This window comes from Streptomyces sp. S.PNR 29, assembly GCF_030386795.1.
In the GTDB taxonomy this organism is placed as follows: Bacteria; Actinomycetota; Actinomycetes; order Streptomycetales; family Streptomycetaceae; genus Streptomyces.
Window position 1 is genome coordinate 91162 of record NZ_JANUQM010000012.1, and the last position, 25401, is coordinate 116562.

A 25401-nucleotide genomic window follows, 5' to 3' on the forward strand; every position below is an offset into this window, starting at 1 on the left:
CGAGGACATGTACCGGGCACCCCCTCCACCCTCTACACATAAAGGAAAAATAAGGACAGAATGGGCTTACGTGGCGCTTTTGAAGGAGACAGCTCATGGCCAACGTCTCGCACACCAGAGGTGACATGTCGAGTCACCCTGATGTCTTGGAAATGCGGGCGCGCTACGCCCGCGTGCTCGGCGGTCGCGATGTACCGCTCGTCGACGGACCGGTGTTCCTGCTCGGCCTGTACTGCGCGGTGTCGCCGTGGATACTCCACTACACGACGAGTCAGCCGCCACTCGTGACGCACAACCTGATCGTGGGCATCGCGATCGGCCTGCTGGCCATCGGGTTCACCACGACTCCGGAACGCATGTACGGCCTCAGCTGGGCCATGTGCGCCATGGGCGTGTGGATGATCATCTCGCCGTGGATCGTCGGCGACAGCCCGGACGCCGGCGTCATCTGGAACAACGTCGTCATCGGCGCCCTGGCCGTGCTCCTCGGGATGGTGTGCGCCGGCACGGCGGCGAGGGCCACCCGCAGGCCGTAGGGCCTCACCAGGAAGGAACGCCCCGTCGGCCGGCCCGTGACCTCCACGGACCGGCCTCCGCGCCTCCGCACCCCCTTGAGCGCTGGAGCCCGCCGCCGACCGGGTCATGGTCAGTACAGGCAGGCGCCCAGTTCCCGCCGATGGGCGGCGACCCAGTCGTGGGCGCCGCGTACCTCGGCCACGACGCCCCGCTCGCGCAGCGCGGCCATGGCCGGCTCCCCACGCTCCGCCCCCGCCTCGATGCCCCGCCGGCACCGGTCCTGCCACCACAGGACGGTGTCGAGAAGCCGGTGACGGCTTTCGAGGCCGTACGCGCGGCAGATGAGGCCGATGCGGCGTGCGGCTTCCGGCACGTCGGTCACGCCCGGGCCGAGGTCCAGGTACTGCCAGCAGACGTGGGCGACGTCATGGATGCGCTCGCCGGGGGCGGCGATGTCCCAGTCGATGACGGCCAGTGGGCGCCACTCGGCGCCTTCCACGGCGTACACGGTGTTCTTGGGCGCGAGGTCGTTGTGGCAGACGACCTCCTGGTCGCCCGCCGCCTCGGTGCCCCGGGTCACGTCGTGGAACGCGCGCACCAGTCGCGCGACGCCGACGAGACTGGCGTCGGTACGGGCCGCCGCCCGCTCTCCGGCACTGAGCGGGACCCGTCCCGCCACATGGGTCAGCACCTCCCGCCCCTTCTCGTCCGTCCCGAGGAACCGCGGCGCCCCGGGCCACCCGCGCCGCTCGAACAGCCTGAGCAGGTCCTGCACGTACTCCGACCGCTGTGACGGCGTGCGCCGTACGGTGGCTCCGACGCGCACCACCGTGCTGACCGCCCCGCCGTGGAGGACGGACTCCTCGGGATCAGGATCGGGATCGGTGTACGACGACCTCTCACCGGGCGGCAGAGGCACCGACGGGGTCATCGGCCGGCCGCCCGCAGCGCGGCGAGGCCCTCGCGGCTGGACGCATGCACCGGCGTCCAGCCCAGTTCCCGTTCGGCCTTCGCCGTGGACACCCGCAGTGTCGTGGACATCATGGCGTGCGCGTACGACATCGGTCTCATCAGCCACAGTGGTACCGTCACCGGCTTCGGCAGCCCGAACTCCTCGGCCACGCTCAGGACATGGGCGCGGAACCCGAACGGCGTGCGGTCGGCGATGTTGTACGCCTGGCCGGGGCGGCCGCGTTCCACGGCGGCGACGACCGCGCGCGCCGCGTCGGTGAGTTCCACCCACGGCAGCACACGGCCCCGGTCGGCGGGCACGGGCAGTTGCCGCCGGCGCAGCAGGGGCAGGAGGGCGTCGGTGCCGCCGGGGCCGTAGAACAGGCCGAAGCGGAGCGCGATGCCCTCCAGTCCGGGAGTGTGGAGGGTGAGGTGCTCCTTGGTGCGCATGCCGGCGATGTGCCGTTCCAGCTCCGGGGTGCGCCCGGGTGGGCCGAAGGGGTCGCCCTCCTCGGTGAGCGTGTGCTCACCGTGGTCTCCGTAGCCGTATCCGAAGACCATCGACTCCGAAACGAACCGGCGGGCGCCGGTGACCCGGGCGGCCTCGACGAGGTGGGCGGTGCCCTCGGTGCGCAGCGCGTCGGTCGCATACATGTCGCGGTGGCGCAGGGGCGCCTTGCGCAGGGCGGTCGCCACGTGGATCACGGTGTCGAAGTGGTGCCCGTCGACGGCGCGCAGCAGCGCCTCGCGATCCATCAGGTCGGCCCGGATGCCGCTGTCCGGTCCCCGGCCGAGTCCGGTGACCTGGTGGCCCGCCTCGCTCAGGGCGTGGGCGATGTGCCGGCCGAGGACACCGCCGGCGCCGGCGAGAAGGACGCGCCGGCTCGTGTCCGTCCGCTGTGTCTGGTTCCCGTGGTTCGGCCTCATACCTGTGCGACGGACCGGGCGCCCTCGGGTGTGACATCGGGTTCGTACATGTACGGCGTCGTCGTGGTCAGCGGGGCGAAGCCGAGGCGTTCGAGGATGGGGCGGCTCTGGCTGGAGGCGTCGACCTGGAGGTAGCGGTAGCCGCGGTCGGCGGCGGCGCGGGCCCGGTGGGCGACCAGGGCACGGTAGATCCCGCGCCCCCGCCAGCTTTCCACGGTGCCTCCGCCCCACAGTCCGGCGAACCTGGTGCCCGGCACGAGTTCCATGCGGGCCGCGCTGACCGGCTCGTCGCCGGCGAGGGCCACGACGGCGACGACGGTGTCCGGGTCGGCCGTGAGGCGGGCGAGCAGTTGGTGCCGCAGCCGTGAGCTGTCCGTGCCGAACGCCTTGTCGTGCACGTCGGCCACCAGGTCGACGCCCGCCCGGTCGGTGACGGGGAGGATGTGGATGCCCGCGGGTGGCTCGGCGTCCAGGGTCAGGTCGGCGACCTCGCCGACCATCAGTGTCTCCTCCTGCCCGGGCGTGAATCCGGCCGCGAGGAGACGCTTCCCGAGGTCGACGGGCTGGTCGTGCCCGTACAGCTTCCACTCGAACTCCCGGCCGAGCCCGGTGAAGCAGCCGATCTGTTCGGCGATCGCCGCGTCCGCCGTCGAGTCGTCCAGGGCCGACCAGACGACGCCGTTCCAGCCCTGGGCGGAGGCGACCTGGCGCACCACTCCCCCGGTCCGCTCGATCCGGGCGTCCGGGCCGTCCGGCTGCGCCCCCTCGCGCAGATCCCGGTCGAACAGGGCGAGCACGCCTTCATGATCCATGGGCTCACTTCAACACGGGCCCGGGACGGTGGCAACGGGATTACGGCGTGGGCGCCACGGCGAACGTAGGGTGCGTTGTGGAGATCACCGCGTGAGGGAGGGCCTGCGCCATGGTTGTGAAGGATGCCGAACTGCCGCACCTGCGCCGCTGCGTGGAGCTCGCGGCCGAGGCTCTTGAGGCCGGGGACGAGCCGTTCGGTTCGGTGCTGGTGGGCGGGGACGGCACGGTGCTCGGCGAGGACCACAACCGGGTGGCTTCCGGCGACCGTACCCGGCACCCAGAGTTCGAGCTGGCTCGCTGGTCCGCCGCCCATCTGACGCCCGAGGAGCGGGCGGCCGCGACGGTGTACACCTCCGGCGAGCACTGCCCGATGTGCGCGGCCGCGCACGCCTGGGTGGGCCTCGGACGCATCGTGTACGTCGCTTCGTCGGAGCAACTCGCCTCGTGGCTCGGCGAGTTGGGCGTGCCCGCCCCGCCGGTGCGGACGCTGCCGGTCCACGAGGTCGCGCCCGGCGTGACGGTGGAGGGCCCGGTCCCGGAACTCGTGGGCGGCGTACGGGAGTTGCACCGCCGTTTTCACCTCGGGCGAGCCTGACGCGGCACGCCGGGCGACCGAGGCCCCACCGGTCGGCGGCACGGTGGGGCCTGTCCTCGTCCGTCAGCTGTCCGCCCTGGGGCGGAAGCGCCGGTAGAGGACCGCTCCGCCCAGGACGAGCGCGGCTCCCCCCGCGAGCGCGGACAGGGCATGGTCCGCTCCCGTGTGGGCGAGGGACGCCGTGACCCGGGGCGGGGAGTGGGGGGTCGGCTCGGTGTGCGAGCGCCCCTCGGGTGGTGCGGTCGGCTTCGGCGCCGGCCGGATGGGGCGCTCGGGCCGGTCGGGGCGGTCGGGGCGGTTGCCGGAGGTGTTCGTGGACTCGTTGCCGTCGGCGGAATTGCCGACGCCCACCCCGTTCACGCTGTTTCCGCTGACGTTCACCGGAAGGTGGACGGGGAGCTGTGCGCTGTTGCCGGAGAGCACGCCCGGCGAGTCCTCTCCGCCTCCCTGGGCGACCGCTCCGCCGGGTGCGTCCGCCCCGTTGCGCGCCTTGTCCTCGTTGGCGCACTTGTTGCCGACGGCCGGATTGAGGATGCCCGCCACGTTCACGGTGTTCCCGCACACGTTCACCGGGACGTGCACCGGGAGCTGGACGGTGTTTCCGGAGATCACCCCGGCTGAGCCGGCCGCGGTGCCGGCGGCCTCGGAGTCGGCGTACGCCGGGAACGTCACGGCCATCGCGCCCGAGGCGGCTGCGACGGCGATCACACCGTTTCGGGTAGCCCGTCTCATAGGGTCCCTGCCTTCCAGACATGGTCGCGGGCGCTCGCCCGCACCGGGTAAAACGCAGGAGAACCATCCGAGTTATGGCTTATCCGCCTTTCACCCCATCGAGTGGCACGTTTGTCGAACGAGACACAAAGAGGCCGCATCCGGCCCGAAAGGGTCGGAGTGTAAGGCGCTCCGCACGGTCCCGCTCGTCCGGAGGCGAGCCCTCCGGACGCCGCTTATGGTGAGCGAGGACGCCGTTCCCCGGTCCGCGACGGGGCGTCCCTGGAGGCATCGATGCTGGCCAAGCTGTCGTCAGAGCCCAGGCCCTCGGTCCGGCGCTGCGCGGTCACCGGTGCGGCCGGACTGGCCCTGCTGGGCGCGGGGCTGCCCGCCGTGGCGGCGGACGGCGCCGAGCCCGGTCTGGCCCGGTTCTACGGCCAGAAGGTCACGTGGTCGGCGTGCGAGACCACCGACGCACCGAAGGACCTGCAGTGCGGGAAGGTCACCGTCCCCCTGGACTACTCCAGGCCCGAGGCGGGTACGCTCGACCTGGCCCTCGCCCGTTACCGGGCGACCGGCGAGTCGAGGGGCTCCGTGCTGCTGAACTTCGGCGGGCCGGGGGGTGCCGGCGTCCCGGAGCTGGCGGCCGCCGGCAAGGACTTCCTGCCTCTCACGAACGGCTACGACGTGGTGACCTTCGACCCCCGGGGCGTCGGCAGGTCCTCCCCGGTCACCTGCGGCGAGGAACCGACCGGCGTCCTGAACGCCACGGACGGCGCCGAGAACGTCGGTCACCCGCAGGACGTGCTGCGGAAGGTGCGGAAGGCGGCCGCCGAGTGCACCGAGCACGCGGGACCGGTCCTGCCCCACATCGGCACCGTCAACGCCTCGCGCGACCTGGACGTGATGCGCCAGGCGCTCGGCGACAAGAAGCTCAACTACCTGGGGTTCTCCTACGGAACCCGGCTCGGCGCGGTGTACGCGGCCCAGTTCCCCGACAAGGTGGGCAGGATGGTGCTGGACGGCGTGGACACGTTGACGGAGACGCTGTCCGAGCAGGCCCTGGCCGGTGCGAAGGGGCAGCAGACCGCGCTGGAGAACTTCCTCACCTGGTGCGTGGAGGACATCGCCTGCCCGTTCGGCCAGGACGCGCGCGACGCCCGGCGGCAGGTCGTACAGCTCGTCGCCTCGCTCGACGACGAGCCGGTGCCGTCGGCCTTCGGGGAGGCGTTCACCGGCCAGGACCTGGTGGGCGCCATCGGGCAGGCGCTCTACAGCAGGAAGTTGTGGCCCTCGCTGGAGCGGGCCCTCGCACAGCTCGTCGAGGACGGGGACACCCGCGGCGTGGAGAGCTTCGCCTCCGGCGGAGTCGGGCTCCCGGTGCGGGGGAAGGGCGGCGGTCTGGTCGACGAGGAGGACGTGCCGCTCGACAATCTGCCGGCGGCGCTGATGGCGGTCAACTGTGCGGACGACCCCGACCGTCCCACCGCCGAGCAGATCACCCGTGACCTCGGCCGGCTGCGCGCCGCGTACGAGAAGGCGTCGCCGGTGTTCGGCCGGTACCGGCTCATCCAGGTCCTGATGTGTTACGGCCGCCCCAGGGGCACCGACTTCATCCGGGAAGAGGTGAAGAACGTCGACACGCCGAAGATGCTCCTCGTCGGCACCCGCGGCGACCCGGCGACGCCGTACCGGTGGACGGTGGAGACCGCCGAGCGGCTCGGCTCGTCGGCGGTGGTGCTCGACAACAAGGGCGAGGGGCACACCGGGTACGCCTCCTCCAAGTGCGTGCACCGCAAGGTCGACGCCTTCCTGCTGTTCGGCACCCTGCCGCCGAACGGCAGCTCCTGCGGCTCGGAGGACGACGGCGACTGAGGGGGCGACGGCGGCCGGTGCGGGGAGCCGACGCGCCCCCCGCACTCCTGAGCGGCTCAGTCGAGTGAGATCTCCGGCGTGTAGAGGTCCATCCACAGCGCCAGGTCCAGGGTCCGTTCCAGGCCGCGCCGTGCGGCCTGGGTGCTCACCGGGGTGTCGCGGTGCGCAGCCCGCCGGACCCGTTCCCGGTCGACGAGGTCGAAGACCGGGTGGCCGGAGCGGGCGAGGAGGTCCCTGGCCTGCTCCTGGAGGGCGGCCGCGTACGCGGGGTCCTGCGTGGACGGGTAGGGGCTCTTGACCCTGTCGTACACGGACTTCGGGATCAGGTCCGCGGTCGCCTCCCTGAGCAGGCTCTTCTCCCGGCCGTCGAAGGACTTCAGCGCCCACGGCGTGTTGTAGACGTACTCGACGAGCCGGTGGTCGCAGAACGGCACGCGGACCTCCAGGCCGACGGCCATGCTCGCGCGGTCCTTGCGGTCGAGCAGGATCCGTACGAACCGGGTCAGGTGGAGGGGGCAGATCTGCCGCATCCGGTACTCGAAGTCGCTCTCGCCGTCGAGGCGCCGGATGTCCGAGACGGCGGTGCGGTAGCCGTCGGCCACGTACGACTCCAGGTCCAGGGCCTTGGTCAGGTCCGGGCGCAGTACCTCGGCGTCCTCGCCGAAGTCCCGGCCGAACCGCACCAGCCAGGGGAAGGTGTCGGCGCTGCGGGCCTCCTCGTCGAAGAACTGCAGGTAGCCGCCGAAGACCTCGTCGGCGGACTCGCCGGACAGGGCGACCGTGGAGTGCTCCCGGATGGCCTTGAACAGCAGGTACAGGGAGGCGTCCATGTCACCGAGGCCCGCGGGCAGGTCCCGGGCGCGGATCACCTTGGCCCGTACGTCCGGGTCGGCGAGGGCGTGCGCGTCCAGCACGATGTCCTGGTGGTCGGTGCCGGCGGTGCGGGCCACGTCGTGCACGAAGGGCGTGTCGGGGGTGCCGCGCAGTTCGTCGGCGACGAAGTTCTCGGCCTGTCCGAGGAAGTCGACGGCGAAGCTGCGGACCTTCTCGCCGTGCTCGGCCAGCTGCCGGGCGGCGAGCGCGGTCATGGCGGAGGAGTCGAGCCCGCCGGAGAGCAGGGTGCAGCGCGGCACGTCCGCGACGAGCTGGCGGCGCACGATGTCGTCGAGGAGCGAGCGCACCCGCGCCACGGTGGCATCCCGGTCGTCGGTGTGGGGGCGGGTCCGAAGCTCCCAGTAGGCGCGGCGGTGCACGCCCGAGCGGTCGACGGTGACGACGGTCCCGGGCTCCACCTCGCGCATGCCGTCCCACACGGCGTGTCCCGGCGCCTTGATCATGGTGAACAGCTCGCGCAGGCCGTCCAGCCGCACCCGGCGGCGGGCCAGGGGGTTGGCGAGGATCGCCTTGGGCTCGGAGCCGAAGAGGACGCCGTCGGAGGTCGGGTGGTAGTAGAAGGGCTTGATGCCCATCCGGTCGCGGACCATGACGAGCTTGTCCGCGCGGCCGTCCCAGACCGCGAAGGCGTACATGCCGTTGAGGCGCTCAGCGAGCGCGTCGCCCCATTCGAGGTAGCCGCGCAGGACGACCTCGGTGTCGGAGTCGGTCGTGAAGCGGTGGCCACGCCCGGAGAGCTCGCGGCGCAGCTCGGTGAAGTTGTAGGCCTCCCCCGAGTACACGAGGGCGACCGTCCCGTGCGGGGTGTCGGCGGTCATCGGCTGACGGCCCCCCGGCAGGTCGATGATCGCGAGCCTGCGGTGCCCGAGGCCCGCGGGTCCCTCGGCCCAGGTGCCGCGGTCGTCCGGGCCGCGGCAGGCCATCGTCTCGGTCATCGCATCCAGTGTCGCGGCCTCGGCGCGCAGGTCACGGTCGAAGGAGACCCAGCCGGTGATGCCGCACATGCTCTACCTCCTGCATTCCTGTCCGTGCGAAAGCGCGCTCACCTGCGGCTCTGCGGGCGGGGGCAGCACTTCGCCGAACAAGTTGTATCTACCATCTATATGACGAGCGTGCGTCATACACGGCGGGCCGGTCAACGCGGATCGCACGCACACGGCTCCGCCACCCCCGCACTTTCAGCCGGGCTTTGCACATGCGATACCGCTGAACCGCTCTCTCCCGGGGGATCACCGTGGGGAATCAGCCAACGGCAAAGACTTCCTCAACTTCCGGGCGACCCGTTCGGCATCGGAGTGGGAGACGGCGAGCCGGGCGAACGGGACCGGCCGCCACAGATCCACGAGCACGACGGGCACGCCCACCCGTACGGCGGCGAAGTCCCGGCCCTGCGGATGATGCCGCTCCCCCACGCGACCCCGGCCCGAGCACGGCGTCCCTCGCAGAGCACGCCACCAGTCCGGCTCGACCCGCACGTCCTTCACGTCCGCGAGAGGGACCCGCACCTCGCGGCGCCGGGCCCGCAGCCGCTCCCGCCACGTCAGACGGACGACGACGTCCTTCCCGGTCACGTCGAGACGTGCCATCGCACGACACCTCCTCCGCAACCTCGACCCCCGGAACAGCCTCCTTGGCGAATTACCCCAAATGCCCGACACGCGAATCGGTTCTATCGTGCTGACATGGAGCACGATCTCAGCCCCGCGACCCTCGCCGAGCTACGGCGCCCCCGCCCCTATCCCGCGGTGTCCGTACTGACGCCGACACACCGCCGCGAGCCCTACAACGCCCAGGACGCCGTCCGGCTGCGCAATGTGGTGACCGAGGCGAAGAGGCAACTGGAGGCCGATCCCGCGGTCACCCGGGACCGGCGCGTCGAGGTCGCCCGGCAGCTCGACCGGGCCCTCGCCGAGGTCGACCTGACGCACGCCGAGGACGGCCTGCTGATCTTCGCGGCCCCGGGCGAGCACCAGGTGTGGACGATCGCCCGCAGCGTGCCCGAGCGCGTGGTGCTCGCGGACACCTTCCTGACCCGCAACCTGGTCGCCGCGCAGGCCGCCGAGCGCCCGTTCTGGGTGCTGTCGGTCGCCGCCGACCGCGTCACGCTGTGGAGCGGCGGCGTGGACCGCGTCGTCGAGGACCACACCGGCGGCTTCCCGCTGACCAGACGCGCCGAGAACTTCGACCCCGAGCGCCGGGAGCGGATCGGTGACGTGCGGAGCACCTTCCGCGACGAGGGCATCCGTCACTTCCTGCGCGAGGCCGACATCGCGATGACCGCCGTCCTGCGCGAGCATCCGCGGCCGATGTACATCACCGGCAAGCCGGCCGCGCTGACCGCGCTGGAGGAGGTCGGCGGCATCGCCAAACGCGCGGTGCACGTCCCGCACGGCGGGCTGGCGCACGGCTCCCCCGAGGCCGTGTGGCAGGCGGTGCAGCCGGTCGTCGCCGCCGAGGAGCGCAGGTCGGCCGACGACGTGACACGGGAACTCACCTCGGCCCGCGGGCGCAGGGACTTCGCCGCCGGTGTCGACGAGCTGTGGCAGAGCGCCCGGGCGGGCCGCGTCCGGCTGCTGGCGGTCGAGGAGAACTACCGGGTGACGGTGCGCGACGCCGGTGACCATCTGCTGCCGGCCGAGAGCGGCGATCTCGACGCCCATGAGGACATCGTGGACGAGATCGTCGAGCAGTGCCTGGAGACCGGCGCCGACGTCCGCTTCGTACCGGACGGCACGCTGGGAGAAGCGAGCGGAATCGCGGGGGTGCTGCGGTACTGATCCCCCACTGAACCCGTCGGCCACTCTCCCCGCTCCAGCCCTCGCCGCCCCCATGGAACACAAAGGCGTCGAACACCAGAATGGAATGCCCCGAGCCGCCCCGCCGTTCCGTCAAGTAACGTAGAGGGCCTACGTGTTGACCTCTCACGGACGTACGCCATCCATGCGCCGGAATCACTCCGTGAAGACTGTGGCATATGCCAGAAGCACCACCGTATCGTGTGGTGCCAAATCCCTTACAGGCCGTCGCGGGCTGTGCAACAGTCGTAACGGTCCTTCCGTCAGCCTTGGTCGTACCGTCCCGCATCGGAGTGCGTCATGCCGTCCCATCTGTCTGCGGACCACCCAGCCGCCCAGCCGCCAGGGCGCGGTTCGGTCGACGCGCTGATCTCGCAGGCCCGGCGGCTCAAGGGCGACGTGGACGCCGTCCGGCGCGACACGCAGGGTGACGGATCGGACCCCCAGGAAAGGTGGCAGCGCGCACTGTACGACCTCGCACTGCACCAACTCAACGACCTCGACGAGCACTTGGCACAGTTGCGGGACGGACCGCTGCCCGTGCCCGCGGCTCCTGAGGCGCCGGCCGCCGCGCCCCGCCCGGGCTCGCTGCTCAGCCGCGTCGGCAGCGCGGAGTGGAACCTGCTGACGGACGAGGCCAGCTGGTCCGGGGAGCTGTACCACATCCTCGGTCGCGACCCCGCCGCTCCCGCGCTCACCCTCGACGAGCTGCCGTCCCTGGTACTCGCCGAGGACCGGCCGAAGCTGACGGCGATGGTCACGGACTGTCTCGTCGACGCCCGGCCCATCGACGGGGAGTTCCACATCGTGCGCCCGGACGGCGAGGTGCGGACCGTGCACATGATGGGCGAACCCGTGATCGACACGGACGGCAGCACCGCCTCCATGTGGGCGGTCCTGCGGGACGTGAGCGAACTGCGCCGCAGTCAGCTGGCGGTGAGCGAGACCCGTGACTCGCTCCACCGCCACGAGCACCGCGCGCAGACCGAGCACCGGGTCGCGGTCGAGTTGCAGGAGGCCGTGCTGCCGCCCTGGCGCGGCTCCCTGCGGCTCCCGCGCCAGGGACGCCAGAGCCTGGACCTCGCCGCCCACTACCTGCCGTCGTCGACGAACACGCTGATCGGCGGTGACTGGTACGACGCCCTCGAACTCACCGACGGCGAGACACTGCTCAGCGTCGGCGACCTGACCGGGCACGGCATCGCCGTGACGTCGGGCATGGCGATGCTGCTGGGCGCCGTGCGCGGGATGGCGATGGCGGGCTCCCAGCCCGGGCAGGTGATGTCCTGGCTCAACCAGTTACTCGACGCCACCGTCCAGCCGGCCCTGGGCAGCGCCGTGTGCGGCCGCTACCGCCCCAGCAGCCGCACCCTGGTGTGGGCACAGGCCGGACACCCCGCCCCACTGCTGTTCCGCAACGGGACGGGGCGCAGGCTGCACGCACCGGACGGCGTCCTGCTCGGCACCACCTCGGGTGCCGTCTACGGGCAGGCCGAAGAGATGCTTGAGGTGGGCGACCTGCTGCTCCTGCACACCGACGGACTGGTGCCGCAGCACACGGGGACAGCGGCCGTGAACCGCCTCCTCGACCTCGCCCCGCGGTTCGCCGAGGGGTACACCGCACAGGACTGCGTGCGGACCGTGGTGGAGGAGTTCGGCGAGACCGAGCGCGAGGACGACGCCTGCGTGCTCATCGCCAGGGTGATGCCGTGAGCGATGTCCTGAGAATGCCGGCACAAACCCCCTGTGCCTGGGCACAACCCCCTACGCCTGAGCTGTGCTACCGCCGCCCCTCGCCCTGGCCTGGGACTTGGGCAGTGCCAGTCTGATCTCCTCCCGCAACTCCTGGATCTTCGGGTAGCCGGCGTACTCGGCGGTGAGCCGGTACATCTGGCGAAGCCGGTCCCAGGTCCGCTGGGAGGAGTTGGATCCCATGGACACCAGGGCCAGCCGCGCGTACCGGTCCGCCTGTTCGGGGTCGTCGGCGATGAAGCAGGCGGAGGCCATCGACAGATAGTCGAAGATCTTCGACCGCTGCCGGCCGTCGATCCTGAGGGCCAGGGCCTTCTCCGCGTAGTGCTGCGCGTGCACGGCCGCGCCCGGCTCGAACTCCGCGAGCGTGCGGTAGGCGAGGGCCTGCATGCCGTACAGGTCCTCCTCCTTGAAGGTCTGCATCCAGTCCGGCGGCGGTACCTCGGCCTTGTCGGAGACGAAGAGATCCTCCGCCTGTCCCAGGGTGCGGCGCATCGCCTGGCCCTTTCCCATGGAGGCCTGAGCCCAGGCCTCGACGGTGTAGAGCATCGCCTTGGTGCGCGGCAGCACCTCTTCGCCCGAGCCGGACATGGCGAGCTTCATCAGGTCCAGCGCGTCGTCGGGCCGGCCGAGGTGCACCATCTGGCGAGCCGCCCGGGAGAGCGCCTCCCCGGCGCGCGGCCGGTCACCGCCCTCTCGCGCGGCATGGGCGGCGATGACGAAGTACTTCTGGGCCGTGGGTTCCAGGCCGACGTCGTGCGACATCCAGCCCGCGAGGACGGCGAGGTTGGCGGCGACGCCCCACAGGCGCCGCTGGAGGTGAGGGGGGTGACGGTAGGCGAGCATGCCGCCCACCTCGTTGAGCTGGCCCACCACCGCCTTGCGCTGGAGCCCGCCACCGCGGGCGGCGTCCCAGGCGCGGAACACCTCGACCGAGCGCTCCAGTTCCTCGATCTCCTGCGACCCGATGGGCGCGGCCTCGTAGCGGTCGAAACCGGCGGGGTCGGCGTGCAGGGGGTTGTCCAGGTCGGGAGCGTCGGCAGCCAGGGCAGGGTCGGTGTGCAGCCAGTCGTACATGGCGCTGCTGAGTGCGGATCCCGCGGCGAGCGCAGCGCCCGCGCCCACCAAACCGCGTCGGTTGAGCATGAGGTCCATTCCCGTGAATTCGGTGAGGACCGCGGCGGTCCGTTCGGGCGCCCACGGCACTCCGTCGGGATGCTCCACGCTCCCGCCGCCCTGCCGTTTCCCCGCACGCCCGTGCCGGACCAGACCGAGGTCCTCGATGGTCACGACACGGCCGAGACGCTCGGTGAACAGAGCCGCCAGCACCCGCGGTACGGGATCGCGCGGGATCTCTCCCATGTCGATCCACCGCCGCACCCGCGAGGTGTCGGTCGCCAGCTGGGGGTGGCCCATCGCCGCCGCCTGCCGGTTGACCAGCCTCGCGAGCTCGCCCTTGGACCAGCCGGCCAGGCCGAACAGGTCCGCGAGCCGGGTGTTGGGTTGTCCGCTCACAACAAGCCCCCAGGTTCTCGGCTGAGTTGACAGTAGCCCGGCCGGAGTTGCCGGGCGACTATTCGCCAGGGTTCGCCAGGCCTCGCCAGATGGTGTGCCACTGGGCATCGCGTGTGAGGTAGGAACGCGCCACCCCGACCCGGTCGCCACAGGGGCATTCCCCAGGTGTATCCCCGTGCGGCCGGGCCGGGTGGGCGATGACTTCAGGCAGGCACAGCAGGCACACGAAGGGATCTGTCTCTCCCATGTACGCAGCATCGTCCTCCGTGTCCGCTCCGCCCCGGTCGCTGCACCCCCGTCCGGCGGGGAGCGGCCCCTACCTCGCCCCCGCGCGCCCGGCGGCGCCCGTGCTCGGTGCGGGCAGGACGCGGCGCGTCGCGGGGCCCGGCACGCAACCGCTCAGCGGGAGACTCGACTTGTCCGGCCCTCAGGGCGCCCAGCTGCGCACGGCCATCGCCTCGGTGCACCGGATCTGCCCGGAGTTCGCTCCGGTGCAGGTGCTGCGCCGCAGCGGGCGGTCCGTGCTCCTGGTCGGCACGACCGGGCGCAGCACGGCCGTCGCCAAGTGTTTACTGGACCACTCTCCCGCGTGGGCCGAGCGGATCAGGCACGAGATAGCCGCATACCGCTCGTTCGTCCGGCACCGCCCTCCGGTGCGGGTGCCCCGGCTGATCGCGGCGGACCCGGACAACTGCACGCTGGTGATCGAGCGGATGCCGGGCCGGGTGGCGGCCCTGCAGCGGCACCCGGCGGAGACGCCGCCGCGGGCGGACATCAGGGCGGCACTCGGCGCCATCTGCCGGCTGAACTCCTGGCGGCCGCCGGCGGGCACGTTCGACGCCCCGCTGGACTACGGGGCACGGATCTCCCGGTACCACGAGCTGGGCCTGCTCACCGACCGGGACATGGGCGATCTGCAGAAGCTGCTGCACGACATCGCACAGGCAGCCGGGCGCCAGGGGATGCGCCAGTTCTGCCACGGCGACGCACTGCTGTCGAACATCCTGCTCTCACCGGCTGGTCCAGTGCTGGTGGACTGGGAGCACGCGGGCTGGTACCTGCCGGGCTACGACCTGGCGACGCTGTGGTCGGTGCTCGGGGACGCACCGGTGGCGCGTCGTCAGATCAGTCAGGTCGCCCAGTCGGCGGGGCCCGCGTCGCGGGACGCGTTCCTGGTGAACCTGATGCTCGTGCTCACCCGCGAGATCCGCACCTACGAGACGGCCGTGCAGCGTTCGATGCACGACACGACCCCGGCGGCACCGGGAGTGGCCCACCCGGGTGCTGCGCCGTCCGGCGAGGAACAGCGGCTGCTGCTGCGGCGGCTGCACGACGACTGCCAGATGGCCCGGAGGGCCGTGCGTGCGGCGGTCGGCACTCGCTGAGGGGGACGATGGTCCGTGGTGCCCCTGGGGCGGGGCACCACGGACCATCGTGTCATCGTGTGTCAGCCTCCTTCTGCTCCAGCAGAAGGACCCAGGCCCCCCGGCGACGACCCGGTCGCCCTGAGATTCGCCCGATCAGTCTCCTGGTGACGCGCTAATCGCCTTCCTGTGGGCATGCTTGACGGGTCGTCGGCTCACAGGAGGCTGCCTTGAGACGATCCGTCACCGTCGCCGCGGCCGCGGCGGCCCTGCTCCTGCCGCTGCTCGGCGCGGCGCCGTCCGAAGCCCGGCGCTCCGCGGACGACCTCCAGTCGGCGTTCGCCGCCGCGGCCGCCGAGTACCAGGTGCCGCAGAGCGTGCTGCTGGGCGTCTCCTACCTGCAGTCCCGCTGGGACGCGCACGGCGGAGCGCCGAGCGTGACCGGCGGCTACGGCCCGATGCACCTCACCGACGCCCGCACCGCGCTCGCCGAGGTGCCGCACCACAGTGAGGGCACCGAGGACGCCCGTGGCGACGACGCCCGCCCGGCGCTGCATCCCGTCAGGAAGATCCCGGCAGGCGGCGAACTCCCGGCCCGCCTCCGAACACTGCCGAAGGCGGCCGAGCTGACCGGGCTCAGGCCGGACGACCTGCGGACCGACCCGGCCGCCAACGTGGCGGGCGGTGCCGCTCTGCTGGCCGCAGCCCAGAAGGAGCTGGGCGAGCGGCCGAGCGCCGATCCGGCGGACTGGTACGGGGCGGTGGCCCGCTTCTCGGGCGCGGACGACACCGCGACCGCGGCGGCGTACGCGAACGATGTGTACGAGGTGATCCGCACCGGCGCGGACCGCACCACGGACACCGGGCAGCGGGTCGTCCTGACGGCCCGGCCGGGCGTGGACCCCGACACCGCGCAGCTGCGGCGCACGGGCCTGCGCACGGCCTCCGCCGCCGGCACCGAGTGCCCGTCGACGGTGTCCTGCGAGTGGATCCCGGCTCCGTACGAGCAGTTCGGGGACGGTGACTACGGCAACCACGACCTGGGGAACCGGCCCGCCTCCCCGTCCATCCGGTACATCGTCGTCCATGACACCGAGGGAGCGTGGGAGGGGGTGCTGAACATGGTGCAGGACCCCACCTATGTGTCGTGGCACTACACGCTCCGCTCCACGGACGGCCACATCGCCCAGCATGTGAAGGCGAAGGACGTGGCCTGGCACGCGGGCAACTGGTACGTCAACGCGAAGTCGATCGGCCTGGAGCACGAGGGGTTCCTGGCGCGTCCGGACGCCTGGTACACGGAGGCGATGTACCGCTCGTCGGCTCGGCTGGTGACGTATCTGGCGAAGAAGTACGGTGTCCCGCTGGACCGGCAGCACATCCTCGGCCACGACACCGTGCCGGGCCCGACGACGGGAACCATCCCGGGCATGCACACGGACCCGGGCCCCTACTGGGACTGGCGGCACTACTTCGAGCTGCTCGGGCACCCGTTCGAACGCGCCGCCCAGCAGAACGGCGGGCTGGTGACGATCCTCCCCGACTACGCCGCCAACCGCCCGGTGTACACGGACTGCGTCACCAAGGGCGAGCCCTGCGCGGTCCACGGCTCCAGCGCGGTGCGGCTGTACTCCGGCCACGACGAGAACGCCCCTCTGATCAAGGACATCGGGCTCGGCACGACCCCGACCACCGGGGTGAACGACCTGTCCTCGCGGGTTTCCACCGGCCAGCAGTACGCGGTCGCCGGCCACTGGGGCGACTGGACCGCCATCTGGTACCGGGGTCAGAAGGCGTGGTTCCGCAACCCGCGCAAGCAGCCGACGGCGGTCCCGGCGTCCGGCCGGGTCGTGACGCCGAGAGCGGGCCTGGAGAGCGTCCCGGTGTACGGGCGCGCGTACCCCGAGCAGGCGGCCTATCCGGCGGGGGTGCCGGCGCAGTCCGTGTCCCCGCTGCCGTACCGGCTCCCCAAGGGCCAGAGGTACGTGGTCGGTGACAGGGTGCCCGGCGAGTACTACTACGCGGTCACCTTCGACGAGGCCTCGCACAGGGTCGTGGTCGGCAAGGACCTGTACTACGAGATCCAGTTCGGCCACCGGGTGGCGTTCGTCCGCGCCGCCGACGTACGACTCCTGCCCTCGGCCTCGTAGCCGGACCTCAGCCCTGCTGGAAGAGCTCCGCGGGCAGCGGCTTCAGCAGGGCGTACAGGTCGTCGGTGATGGGACGGTCCCAGGCGGCGATGGTCACCAGGACTTTGTCGCTGCGGTCGAACTGCACGCAGGAGATCCGGCTCTCGGAGAGCTTGACGCGGCGCACGATCAGCAGGTTGTCGCCCTGCATCACCGGCACGTCCTCGGTGCCGACGACGGTCACCTCCTCGTCGTTCTCCAGGGCCAGCAGCAGCTGGGCCACCTCGAACGGGACCTGCCCCTCGGGGACGTCGCGGGCCGGGGAACCCTCCGGCAGATTGCCGATGATCATCGCGGGGCCGCGGCCGCCGAACAGGTCGTAGCGCAGGAACACGCCCTGGCAGGTGCCGTCGGGGGCGGGCAGCAGCCCGGCGCCCAGGTTGCCGGGCCAGTCGCCCGGGTCCATGGCCAGTACGTCGAAGTCGGGCCCGGCGGGGGTGGCACTGCGGCGGCGGAGGAACGACATGTCGCCATGGTACGGCGTGCCGTCCGGCGGCGGGGCGGAGGGAGCGTCCGGGTGCGAGGGCGTCGTTCGGGTGCGGGTTGTCCGTGGCTGGTCACGCACTCTTCTTGTGCCGTTCGTGGTGACGGGCCACGCGTGCCCGGTTGCCGCAGGACGGCTTGCACCACTCCTGGCGCGGATGATCCTTGAGGAAGTAGCGCACGCAGCGCGGTGCGTGGCAGGCGCGCAGCCGCTCCCGGTCGGGGCTGGCGAGGAAGGCGATCACGGCCTGCGCGAGGGCGGCCGTGAGATCGTCCTCGCCGTCCCGAGGCTGCCGGTGTACGGCGGGGCCCGCGTCCTCGGTCCAGTGCAGGACGGGGACGGTGGGGGTGCGGGCGGCCGCCGCGTTGAGACGCCGTACGGCTTCGGGGACGGGCAGGAGGCGGGCCGCGTCGGCGGGGCTGGGCTCGGCGGGGCGCACGGCGTGGGCGAAGAGGGCGCGGACGGCGGCGCGCAGGTCGCGGACGGCGGCGAGGCTCGCGTCGTCGGCGACGAAGCGGCCGGCGTCCGGAAGGGTCTCGGGGTGGGTTCGCACCCAGGCGGTGAGCCCCGCCGGGTCGGTCAGGTCGTCGGCGACCGAGCCGTTGCCGTCGTGCCGGATGGTGACGGCGAGGTCGAGGGCGAGCCGGGCGTCCCTGGTGATCGAGGCCTGCATAGGGCTAATGATAGGAGCGGCGTCAGCCATTAGCCGCAGCGGAGGTGCTCACTCCTCCGGCGGGGCGGGCGGCACCACCGCGACGGGGCTCGCGGCGTGCAGCAGGACGGAATGGGTGACCGAGCCCATCAGACGGGCGGGGGCGAGCAGGCGGCGGCGGTGGCGGCCCACGACGACGAGCTCGGCGTCCTTCGAGGCGGAGACGAGGTGACCGGCCGCGTCGCCGGGCAGCACGTACGGCTCGGCCCGGACATCGGGGTGCCGTTCGCGGTGCGGGGCGAGGAAGCCCTCGGTGAGGGCCCGCGTCTCGCCCTCGACGGCGACCTGGTCGATCACCGGCGGCACCGGCCCGGCGGCGCCCGCCCAGGACGCCACCGGCCACGGGTAGGCGGCGATCACCTGCAGGCGGGCGTCGCGCAGGGCCGCCTCGGTGAAGGCGAAGGCCAGCGTGGCCTCGTCGGGGCTGTCGGCGTGCAGGCCGACGACCACCCGGGGCCCGGGCTCGGCCAGTCCCTCGTCGTGGACCTGGCGTCCGGGGCGGGGAACCACGACGACGGGGCACTCGGCGTCGCGGGCCGCGGCCATGCCGTTGGAGCCCAGCAGCAGGCTGGCGAAGCCGCCCCGGCCCCGGGAGCCGAGCACCAGCAGCTGCGCGGTGGAGCCCAGTTCGGGCAGCAGGGCCTCGGAAGCGCCGTCCAGGCCGACGTACTCCGTCTCCGGCAGGCCGGCGTGTCCCTCCAGGCGGGCGCGCACCTGGGCGAGCACCGGGTCCTCCTCCGCGTCCGGAGAACCGGCGACCAGGACGTCGGGCTGCGCCCACACGGCGTACTGCCGTACGTGCACCACCCGCAGCGGCGCCGCGCGCCAGCGGGCGGCGTCGAGGGCCCACTCCAGGGCGCGCAGGCTGTCCTCCGAGCCGTCGACCGCCGCGATGACCGGCTGGGTGCTCATGGGTCTCTCACCTCCGGAACAGGACCGTCCCCCTCCCGGGGCCAGCCTGGCTCAGGCGTGGGCCCCGGGAGCGTGCTCAGGGTCGCGTGTCCGGAAAAACGGGTGGAACACACCCGGATCGGCCGGTCGGCTCAGGTCCGGCTCCGCCGGTTCACGTGAGGTCGAACTCTCCTTCCCGCGCTCCCGACACGAACGCGCCCCACTCCGCGGGGGTGAAGATCAGGGACGGGCTTTCGGGGCGGGCACTGTTCCGCATGGCGATGAACCCCTCGACAAACGCGATCTGGACATCCCCCAGGCCGCGGCTGCTGGACTGCCACTGCGCGTTGCTGAGGTCCAGCTCCGGCTTGTCCCAGCCGATGAGCGGGCGCTGTTGGGTGGTGGTCTCGGCCACGTCCGTGCTCCTCCCGAGTCGTCGTCCGCGGCCAGCCTAGCGATCGGTTCCGATGGCCAACAGGCCACGTGAGGGGTACCTTTCAGGCGCTCGGCGGCTGTGATCCCACCAGCCACATGGAGAAGAACTGCGATCCGCCGCCATAGGCGTGTCCGAGCACCCTGCGCGCCCCGTCCACCTGGTGTTCCCCGGCCTGTCCGCGCACCTGGAGCGCCGCCTCCGCGAAGCGGATCATGCCGGAGGCACCGATGGGGTTGGTGGACAGCACGCCGCCCGACATGTCGACGGGCAGGTCGCCGTCGAGTTCGGTCACCCCGGACTCGGTGAGCTTCCAGCCCTCGCCCTCCTCGGCGAAGCCGAGGTTCTCCAGCCACATGGGCTCGTACCAGGAGAACGGCACGTACATCTCGACGGCGTCGATCTCCCGGCGCGGGTCGGTGATCCCGGCCTGCCGGTACACGTCGGCCGCGCAGTCCTTGCCGGCCTGGGGCGACACGCAGTCCTTGCCCGCGAAGAGGGTCGGTTCGCTGCGCATGGCGCCGCCCAGCATCCAGGCGGGCGGCCGGGGCGCGCGGGCGGCTCCCGTGCGGTCGGTGAGGATCATGGCGCAGGCTCCGTCGGAGGAGGGGCAGGTCTCCGAGTAGCGGATGGGGTCCCACAGCATCGGCGAGGACTGCACCTTCTCCAGCGTGATGTCGTGCTCGTGGAGGTGGGCGTAGGGGTTCTTCAGCGCGTTGCGCCGGTCCTTGTACGCGACCAGGGCGCCGACCGTGTCGGGGGCACCGCTGCGCCGCATGTACGCGCGCACGTGCGGGGCGAAGAAGCCTCCCGCGCCGGCCAGCAGGGGCTGCTGGAAGGGGATCGGCAGGGACAGGCCCCACATGGCGTTGGACTCGGACTGCTTCTCGAAGGCGAGCGTCAGCACGGTGGCGTGCACGCGGGCGGCGACCAGGTTGGCGGCGACGAGTGCGGTGGACCCGCCGACCGAGCCGGCCGTGTGCACGCGCAGCATGGGCTTTCCCACCGCGCCCAGCGCGTCGGCGAGGTACAGCTCCGGCATCATCACGCCCTCGAAGAAGTCGGGCGCCTTGCCGATGACCACGGCGTCGATGTCCGCCCAGGTCAACTCGGCGTCGTCGAGGGCCCGTCGGGCGGCCTCCCGGACGAGTCCCGCGATGGACACGTCCCGGCGTGCCGCGACGTGCTTGGTCTGGCCGATGCCGACGACGGCGACGGGCTCCTTGCTCATCGGGGATCCCCTTCGAGTACGGCGACCAGGTTCTGTTGCAGGCAGGGGCCGGAGGTGGCGTGGGCGAGGGCCCGGTCGGACGCGCCGCGGTGGATGGCGGCGGCGGCCTCTCCGATGCGGATGAGTCCGGCGGCCATCATCGGGTTGGCGGCGAGGGCGCCGCCGGACGGGTTGACGCGCACGCTGTCGCCGAGGCGGAGGGCCTTGCGCAGGACGATCTCCTGGGAGGTGAAGGGGGCGTGCAACTCGGCGGTGTCGACGGGCCGATCGAAGGCACCGGCCCGCTCGGCGGCCAGACGCGTGGACGGCGAGTCGGTCAGGTCACGGACGCCGAGGCCGTGCGCCTCGATGCGGTGGTCGAGGCCCCGGATCCAGGCGGGCCGCGGGCACAGCTCACGGGCCCGCTCCCCCGCCGCGAGGACCACGGCGGCGGCCCCGTCGCCGATGGGCGGGCAGTCGCCGGTGCGCAGGGGCCGTACGCGGTACTCGCCCTGCGGGGCCGGACCGCGAAGCTGCGCATGGGGGTTGGAGGTGGCCGCCTCCCGGCTGCGGGCGGCGACGGCGGCGAGGGCGGGTTCGTCCGTCTCGCCCGCGTCGATGAGCGCCTGTGCCTGGAGGGCGGCCAGGGCGACGGAGTCGGGCCACAGGGGGGCGACGTAGTACGGGTCGAGCTGCCTGGTCAGGACGTCGCGCACGGAGCCGGGCGAGGACTTGCCGTAGGAGTACACGAGCGCGGTGTCGGCGTCCCCGCTGCGCAGTTTGACCCATGCCTCGTACAGCGCCCAGGCGCCGTCCATCTCCACGTGCGACTCGGAGATCGGCGGCCAGGCGCCCACCCCGTCGAGGGCGAGCGTGAAGGAGAAGGCGCGGCCGGCGAGGTAGTCGCTGGAGCCGGAGCAGGTGAAGCCGATGTCGGCGGTCCTCAGTCCGGTCCGGTCGAGGACCTCGTGCAGGACCGGCATGAGCATCTCCACCTCGGAGAGCTCCTCGCTGGTGCGCCGGTGGACGGTCTGAGCGAAGGCGACGACCGCGATGTCCCTCGTCACAGCAGCTCCTTGTACGTCTCGTAGTCGGCGTCGGGTTCGCCGGTGGGCCGGTAGTGGTCGGGATAGCGGGCTCCCTCGGTCCACACCGGCTCCACGCGCAGGCCCATCCGTACCTGGTCGTAGGGGATACCGGCGATACGGCCGTGCAGGGCGAGGTCGGCGCCGTCGAGGGCGATGTGGGCATAGACGTAGGGCACCTCGATGTCGAGGTTCCTCGCTTTGATGTTGACGATGCAGAACGTGGTCACCGTGCCGCGCGGACCCACTTGGACCTGTTCGGATGTGGCCACCCCACAGGTCGGGCACGCCCCCCTGGGCGGGACGTACACCTTGCGGCAGACCGGGCAGCGTTCGCCGACCGTGCGGCGTTCGGCGAGGGCGGTGATGTAGGCGGACTGCGCGCGGCCGGGTGAATAGGTGTAGTCGAGGCGGGCGGCGGCGACGATCCCGGTGACCGGGTCCGCGAACTCACCGGTGTGGCCGGAGGGTCGGTGCGGATCGCCGTGGTGCGGCTCGAAGCAGGCGATGTCCGTGATGGCCCCGGTGCGTTCGGTGGCCCAGCGGACGCGGACGCGCATGCCGGTGTGCACGGCGTCGGGGCCGGGGGCGTCGAGGGCGTGCAGGAGGGCGGTGTCGGCGCCGTCCAGGCGGACCAGGGCCCAGGCGAAGGGGGTGTCGAGGGGCTGGCCGCGGCGGGGTTCGTGGTTCCAGGCCCAGGTGGTGACCGTGCCGGTGGGGGCGACCTCGACGAGGTCGCGGATCTCTTCGGCGGTGACGGGGTCGTACTCGACGGGCGGCACGAGGGTGCGGCCGTCGTTGGTCTTCACACCGAGGAGAACGCGTTCGCGCAGGCCGCTCAGGAAGGCGCTCTGCACGGGGCCGAGGGAGCGGGTGAAGGGGAACTCGACGACGAGAGGGGCTTTGAGGACTTCGGGCATCGAGCGCGTGCCTCCTTCGGAGGTCGGCGTGCTGGGGGCGGGCGGTGGCTGAGCAGGATCGGCACGGCGCGCCGCCGATTGGGCGCGTGGCAGCGACCTGGGCGGCTCCGCGGCGTGAGCGCGGCCGGCACGAGCGGATCGCAGCGTCCGCACCTGACGGCGGAGCGCCTACGCGCGCTTGTAGACGGGCGGTCGCTTCTGCGCGAACGCGCGGGCGCCCTCCTTGGCGTCGGCGGTGTCGAAGATCGGCCGGCCCCGCTCCAGTTCGGCGGCGAGGCCGTCGGTCTCGGTCATCTCCGCCGTCTCGTACACCGACGCCTTGACGGCCTCGACGGCCAGCGGGCCGCAGGCGTTGATCTGTTCGGCGATCTCCAGGGCCTTCTCCAACGCGCTGCCGTCGGGGACGACATGGCCGATCAGGCCGATGGCCGCGGCCTCCCGGGCACTGTAGGGGCGGCCGGTGAGCAGCATCTCCAAGGCGTGGGTGCGGGGGATCTGGCGTTGCAGCCGGACCGTGGAGCCGCCGATGGGGAACAGGCCGCGCCTGACCTCGAAGAGCCCGAAGGTCGCGGACTCGCCCGCGACGCGGAGGTCGGTGCCCTGGAGGATCTCGGTGCCGCCCGCGACACAGTGCCCCTCGACGGCGGCGACCACCGGCTTACGGGGCCGGTGGTGGCGCAGCATGGCCTTCCAGTGCAGGTCGGGGTCGGCCTTGAGCCGGTCGCGGTACTGCTCGCCCTCCATTCCCCGCCCCGCGAGGGCCTTGAGGTCCATGCCCGCGCAGAACGCGCCGCCCGCCCCCGTCAGCACGATCGAGCGGACCGTGTCGTCCTCGTCGGCTTCGACCCAGCCGTCGTACAGGCCGACGAGCATCGGCAGCGAGAGCGCGTTCTTGGCTTCCGGCCTGTTGAGCGTGAGCACCAGTGTGGCGCCTTCGCGCCGCACGGTGAGGTGTTCGGTCCCACCCATTGCCGTCCTCCCGTCTGACGGAACGAGAACAGGTTGCAGTAGTGGCCGGGCCAGTACAAGGGTTTTCTGACAGTCAGTCAGATTTCTGCTGCGCGGTCTCTTCCCACTTGGACCGCCCTTTGCTCTGATGACCGGCGAACCGACGGATGCCGGGCACTGCGGGGGTCAGGAGGAGCGGTGGAGTACAACCTTGCCGACCTGTTCGAGTCCGTCGTCGACGTGGTGCCGGGCCGCGAGGCGCTGGTGTACGTCGACCACCCGGGTACGGGCGCGGAGCGCCGGCTGACGTACGCGGAGCTGGACGCGGCCGCGAACCGCATCGGCCACCATCTGCTCGACAGCGGGATACGGCCCGGTGAGCATGTCGGGCTGCACCTGTACAACGGGGTCGAGTACCTGCAGACGGTGCTCGGCTGCCTGAAGGCGCGGATCGTTCCGATCAACGTCAACTACCGTTACGTGGAAGAGGAGTTGGTGTACCTCTACCGGGACGCGGATCTGGTGGCGCTGGTCTTCGACGCGGAGTTCGGCGACCGGGTGGCGGCAGCGCTGCCGCGTTCCCCGAAACTGCGGCACCTGGTGTGCGTGGGGGCTCCCGGGCCGGCCGATGTGTCCGCCGTGGCCTTCACGGACGCCGAGGCCGCCGGGTCCCCGGAACGCGGGTTCCCGTCGCGCTCGGCCGACGACCAGTTCATCATCTACACCGGTGGCACGACCGGGATGCCCAAGGGTGTGATGTGGCGTCAGGAGGACCTGTTCTTCGCGGGGCTCGGCGGTGGCGCCCCGACCGGTGAGCCGGTGAAGAAGCCGGAGGAGCTGGCCGAGCGCGTCGCGGCCGGCGGGGACGGGATCACCTTCTTCCCCGCTCCCCCGCTGATGCACGGCACGTCCACGCTCACGGCGTTCATCGGCTTCCACTTCGGGCAGCGTGTCGTGCTGCACCGCAGGTTCGTGCCCGAGGAGGTGCTGCGGACCGTCGAGAAGGAGAAGGTCACCAGCATGGCGCTGGTGGGCGACGCGATGCTGCGTCCGCTGATCGACGCGCTGAACGGACCGATGAAGGGCACCGACTGCTCCTCGCTGTTCAGCGTGTCCTCGTCGGGCGCCGTCATGTCGGAGACGGTCCGCCGGCAGTTCCAGGCGCTGGTGCCGAACGCGCTGCTGCTGAACAACTTCGGCTCCTCGGAGTCCGGCTTCAACGGCACGGCGACCGAGGACGCGGGCGTCGAACGGGGCTTCCGGATCCGCGTCCACTCCCGGACGCAGGTGGTCGACCCGGTGACGCACGAGCCGGTCGCCGTCGGCGAGGTGGGCCGGATCGCGCAGTGCGGGCACGTGCCGCTCGGCTACTACAACGACCCGGTCAAAACCGCCGAGACCTTCTTCGAGAAGGACGGCGAGCGCTGGGTGCTGCTCGGCGACATGGCCACCGTCGACGCCGACGGTGTGGTCACCGTCCTCGGCCGGGGCTCGCAGTGCATCAACACCGGGGGCGAGAAGGTGTACCCGGAGGAGGTCGAGCAGGCGCTGAAGTCCCATCCGGACGTGTACGACGCGCTGGTGGCCGGGGTGCCGGACGCCAGGTGGGGCCACCATGTGGCGGCCGTGGTGCAGTTGCGCGAGGGCGCGGCGCGGCTGTCCCTGGAGGATGTCCAGACGCACTGCCGGGCCCGGCTGGCCGGGTACAAGATCCCGCGTCAGCTGGTGCTGACCGACACCATCCAGCGGTCACCGAGCGGCAAGGCGGACTACCAGTGGGCGCGGCAGGTGGCGGTGGCGGCGGACGGATGAATTCCGCAC

Annotated in this window: 23 protein-coding genes; 8 read left to right on the forward strand and 15 right to left on the reverse strand. The window is 72.0% G+C overall.

From position 1 onward, the window contains the following. Positions 1-95 precede the first annotated feature (95 nt). Complete coding sequence (locus tag NW895_RS29115) at positions 96-536, forward strand: SPW repeat protein (RefSeq protein WP_289939272.1); 441 nt, start codon at positions 96-98, stop codon at positions 534-536. Between the two features lie 110 nt (positions 537-646). Here NW895_RS29115 and NW895_RS29120 read toward each other — a convergent pair whose 3' ends face one another. From NW895_RS29120 to NW895_RS29130, 3 genes are read right to left on the reverse strand one after another with little or no spacing between them, the layout of a single operon-like run. Continuing rightward, positions 647-1435, reverse strand: a complete 789-nt coding sequence (locus tag NW895_RS29120) for a phosphotransferase (protein ID WP_289939273.1) — start codon at positions 1433-1435, stop codon at positions 647-649. 8 nt (positions 1436-1443) lie between these two features. Beyond that, positions 1444-2394, reverse strand: a complete 951-nt coding sequence (locus NW895_RS29125) for an NAD(P)-dependent oxidoreductase (protein WP_289939274.1) — start codon at positions 2392-2394, stop codon at positions 1444-1446. Then, on the reverse strand, positions 2391-3206 hold the full coding sequence (locus NW895_RS29130) for a GNAT family N-acetyltransferase (RefSeq protein WP_289939276.1): 816 nt from the start codon (positions 3204-3206) through the stop codon (positions 2391-2393). Before NW895_RS29130 ends, NW895_RS29125 begins: the two co-directional genes overlap by 4 nt. Before the next feature lie 110 nt (positions 3207-3316). Here NW895_RS29130 and NW895_RS29135 point away from each other — a divergent pair, with 110 nt between their 5' ends. Further along, on the forward strand, positions 3317-3802 hold the full coding sequence (locus NW895_RS29135; protein WP_289939278.1) for a nucleoside deaminase: 486 nt from the start codon (positions 3317-3319) through the stop codon (positions 3800-3802). Between the two features lie 63 nt (positions 3803-3865). Here NW895_RS29135 and NW895_RS29140 read toward each other — a convergent pair whose 3' ends face one another. Beyond that, positions 3866-4534: a chaplin gene (locus tag NW895_RS29140; protein ID WP_289939281.1), complete on the reverse strand. Its 669-nt coding sequence runs from the start codon at positions 4532-4534 to the stop codon at positions 3866-3868. Positions 4535-4807: 273 nt separating this feature from the next. Here NW895_RS29140 and NW895_RS29145 point away from each other — a divergent pair, with 273 nt between their 5' ends. Then, entirely contained in the window at positions 4808-6388 is a 1581-nt protein-coding gene (locus tag NW895_RS29145; protein ID WP_289939282.1) for an alpha/beta hydrolase, read from the forward strand. 56 nt (positions 6389-6444) lie between these two features. Here NW895_RS29145 and asnB read toward each other — a convergent pair whose 3' ends face one another. Both asnB and NW895_RS29155 read right to left on the reverse strand, forming a co-directional pair. Continuing rightward, complete coding sequence (gene asnB, locus NW895_RS29150) at positions 6445-8286, reverse strand: asparagine synthase (glutamine-hydrolyzing) (RefSeq protein WP_289939283.1); 1842 nt, start codon at positions 8284-8286, stop codon at positions 6445-6447. A gap of 225 nt (positions 8287-8511) precedes the next feature. Then, positions 8512-8868, reverse strand: coding sequence for a hypothetical protein (locus NW895_RS29155; protein ID WP_289939285.1), 357 nt, complete (start codon positions 8866-8868; stop codon positions 8512-8514). A gap of 96 nt (positions 8869-8964) precedes the next feature. Here NW895_RS29155 and NW895_RS29160 point away from each other — a divergent pair, with 96 nt between their 5' ends. Further along, the gene (locus NW895_RS29160) at positions 8965-10059 is read left to right on the forward strand and encodes a chemotaxis protein (RefSeq protein WP_289939287.1); all 1095 of its coding nucleotides are present in this window, start codon (positions 8965-8967) and stop codon (positions 10057-10059) included. Between the two features lie 318 nt (positions 10060-10377). Beyond that, on the forward strand, positions 10378-11790 hold the full coding sequence (locus NW895_RS29165; RefSeq protein ID WP_289939289.1) for a SpoIIE family protein phosphatase: 1413 nt from the start codon (positions 10378-10380) through the stop codon (positions 11788-11790). 51 nt (positions 11791-11841) lie between these two features. On the opposite strand, the gene NW895_RS29170 is transcribed toward NW895_RS29165, so the two are convergent. Continuing rightward, positions 11842-13344, reverse strand: a complete 1503-nt coding sequence (locus NW895_RS29170; protein WP_289939290.1) for a hypothetical protein — start codon at positions 13342-13344, stop codon at positions 11842-11844. Between the two features lie 245 nt (positions 13345-13589). Between NW895_RS29170 and NW895_RS29175 the strand changes: the two genes are divergently transcribed. Together NW895_RS29175 and NW895_RS29180 are read left to right on the forward strand one after the other, a co-directional pair. Further along, positions 13590-14729 carry an aminoglycoside phosphotransferase family protein gene (locus tag NW895_RS29175; protein ID WP_289939292.1) on the forward strand — a complete coding sequence of 380 codons (1140 nt, stop codon included), beginning with the start codon at positions 13590-13592 and terminating at the stop codon, positions 14727-14729. A 209-nt stretch (positions 14730-14938) separates the two neighbouring features. Then, complete coding sequence (locus tag NW895_RS29180; RefSeq protein WP_289939293.1) at positions 14939-16858, forward strand: N-acetylmuramoyl-L-alanine amidase; 1920 nt, start codon at positions 14939-14941, stop codon at positions 16856-16858. A 7-nt stretch (positions 16859-16865) separates the two neighbouring features. Here NW895_RS29180 and NW895_RS29185 read toward each other — a convergent pair whose 3' ends face one another. From NW895_RS29185 to NW895_RS29220, 8 genes are all read right to left on the reverse strand, one after another. Beyond that, positions 16866-17363, reverse strand: coding sequence for a hypothetical protein (locus NW895_RS29185; RefSeq protein WP_289939294.1), 498 nt, complete (start codon positions 17361-17363; stop codon positions 16866-16868). Positions 17364-17454: 91 nt separating this feature from the next. Then, entirely contained in the window at positions 17455-18054 is a 600-nt protein-coding gene (locus NW895_RS29190; protein ID WP_289939295.1) for an ABATE domain-containing protein, read from the reverse strand. Positions 18055-18102: 48 nt separating this feature from the next. Then, positions 18103-19005 carry a universal stress protein gene (locus NW895_RS29195; protein ID WP_289939296.1) on the reverse strand — a complete coding sequence of 301 codons (903 nt, stop codon included), beginning with the start codon at positions 19003-19005 and terminating at the stop codon, positions 18103-18105. Positions 19006-19156: 151 nt separating this feature from the next. Further along, positions 19157-19399 (reverse strand): DUF397 domain-containing protein, encoded by a 243-nt coding sequence (locus tag NW895_RS29200; RefSeq protein WP_289939298.1) that lies wholly within the window; start codon positions 19397-19399, stop codon positions 19157-19159. Between the two features lie 82 nt (positions 19400-19481). Beyond that, positions 19482-20648: a thiolase domain-containing protein gene (locus NW895_RS29205; protein ID WP_289939299.1), complete on the reverse strand. Its 1167-nt coding sequence runs from the start codon at positions 20646-20648 to the stop codon at positions 19482-19484. Next, positions 20645-21694, reverse strand: coding sequence for a thiolase domain-containing protein (locus NW895_RS29210; RefSeq protein ID WP_289939301.1), 1050 nt, complete (start codon positions 21692-21694; stop codon positions 20645-20647). Before NW895_RS29210 ends, NW895_RS29205 begins: the two co-directional genes overlap by 4 nt. Further along, entirely contained in the window at positions 21691-22632 is a 942-nt protein-coding gene (locus NW895_RS29215; protein ID WP_289939304.1) for an OB-fold nucleic acid binding domain-containing protein, read from the reverse strand. The genes NW895_RS29210 and NW895_RS29215 overlap by 4 nt, the downstream gene beginning before the upstream one ends. Positions 22633-22800: 168 nt before the next feature. Further along, on the reverse strand, positions 22801-23601 hold the full coding sequence (locus NW895_RS29220) for a crotonase/enoyl-CoA hydratase family protein (RefSeq protein WP_289939305.1): 801 nt from the start codon (positions 23599-23601) through the stop codon (positions 22801-22803). A gap of 177 nt (positions 23602-23778) precedes the next feature. Between NW895_RS29220 and NW895_RS29225 the strand changes: the two genes are divergently transcribed. Then, positions 23779-25392: an acyl-CoA synthetase gene (locus NW895_RS29225; RefSeq protein WP_289939307.1), complete on the forward strand. Its 1614-nt coding sequence runs from the start codon at positions 23779-23781 to the stop codon at positions 25390-25392. Positions 25393-25401: the final 9 nt, after the last annotated feature.

Coding starts and splice junctions, on each gene's coding strand:
- NW895_RS29115 (WP_289939272.1), top strand. CDS start 96: ATGGCCAACGTCTCGCACACCAGAGGTGACATGTCGAGTCACCCTGAT.
- NW895_RS29125 (WP_289939274.1), bottom strand. CDS start 2,394: ATGAGGCCGAACCACGGGAACCAGACACAGCGGACGGACACGAGCCGG.
- NW895_RS29130 (WP_289939276.1), bottom strand. CDS start 3,206: ATGGATCATGAAGGCGTGCTCGCCCTGTTCGACCGGGATCTGCGCGAG.
- NW895_RS29135 (WP_289939278.1), top strand. CDS start 3,317: ATGGTTGTGAAGGATGCCGAACTGCCGCACCTGCGCCGCTGCGTGGAG.
- NW895_RS29140 (WP_289939281.1), bottom strand. CDS start 4,534: ATGAGACGGGCTACCCGAAACGGTGTGATCGCCGTCGCAGCCGCCTCG.
- NW895_RS29145 (WP_289939282.1), top strand. CDS start 4,808: ATGCTGGCCAAGCTGTCGTCAGAGCCCAGGCCCTCGGTCCGGCGCTGC.
- asnB (WP_289939283.1), bottom strand. CDS start 8,286: ATGTGCGGCATCACCGGCTGGGTCTCCTTCGACCGTGACCTGCGCGCC.
- NW895_RS29155 (WP_289939285.1), bottom strand. CDS start 8,868: ATGGCACGTCTCGACGTGACCGGGAAGGACGTCGTCGTCCGTCTGACG.
- NW895_RS29160 (WP_289939287.1), top strand. CDS start 8,965: ATGGAGCACGATCTCAGCCCCGCGACCCTCGCCGAGCTACGGCGCCCC.
- NW895_RS29165 (WP_289939289.1), top strand. CDS start 10,378: ATGCCGTCCCATCTGTCTGCGGACCACCCAGCCGCCCAGCCGCCAGGG.
- NW895_RS29175 (WP_289939292.1), top strand. CDS start 13,590: ATGTACGCAGCATCGTCCTCCGTGTCCGCTCCGCCCCGGTCGCTGCAC.
- NW895_RS29185 (WP_289939294.1), bottom strand. CDS start 17,363: ATGTCGTTCCTCCGCCGCCGCAGTGCCACCCCCGCCGGGCCCGACTTC.
- NW895_RS29190 (WP_289939295.1), bottom strand. CDS start 18,054: ATGCAGGCCTCGATCACCAGGGACGCCCGGCTCGCCCTCGACCTCGCC.
- NW895_RS29195 (WP_289939296.1), bottom strand. CDS start 19,005: ATGAGCACCCAGCCGGTCATCGCGGCGGTCGACGGCTCGGAGGACAGC.
- NW895_RS29205 (WP_289939299.1), bottom strand. CDS start 20,648: ATGAGCAAGGAGCCCGTCGCCGTCGTCGGCATCGGCCAGACCAAGCAC.
- NW895_RS29215 (WP_289939304.1), bottom strand. CDS start 22,632: ATGCCCGAAGTCCTCAAAGCCCCTCTCGTCGTCGAGTTCCCCTTCACC.
- NW895_RS29220 (WP_289939305.1), bottom strand. CDS start 23,601: ATGGGTGGGACCGAACACCTCACCGTGCGGCGCGAAGGCGCCACACTG.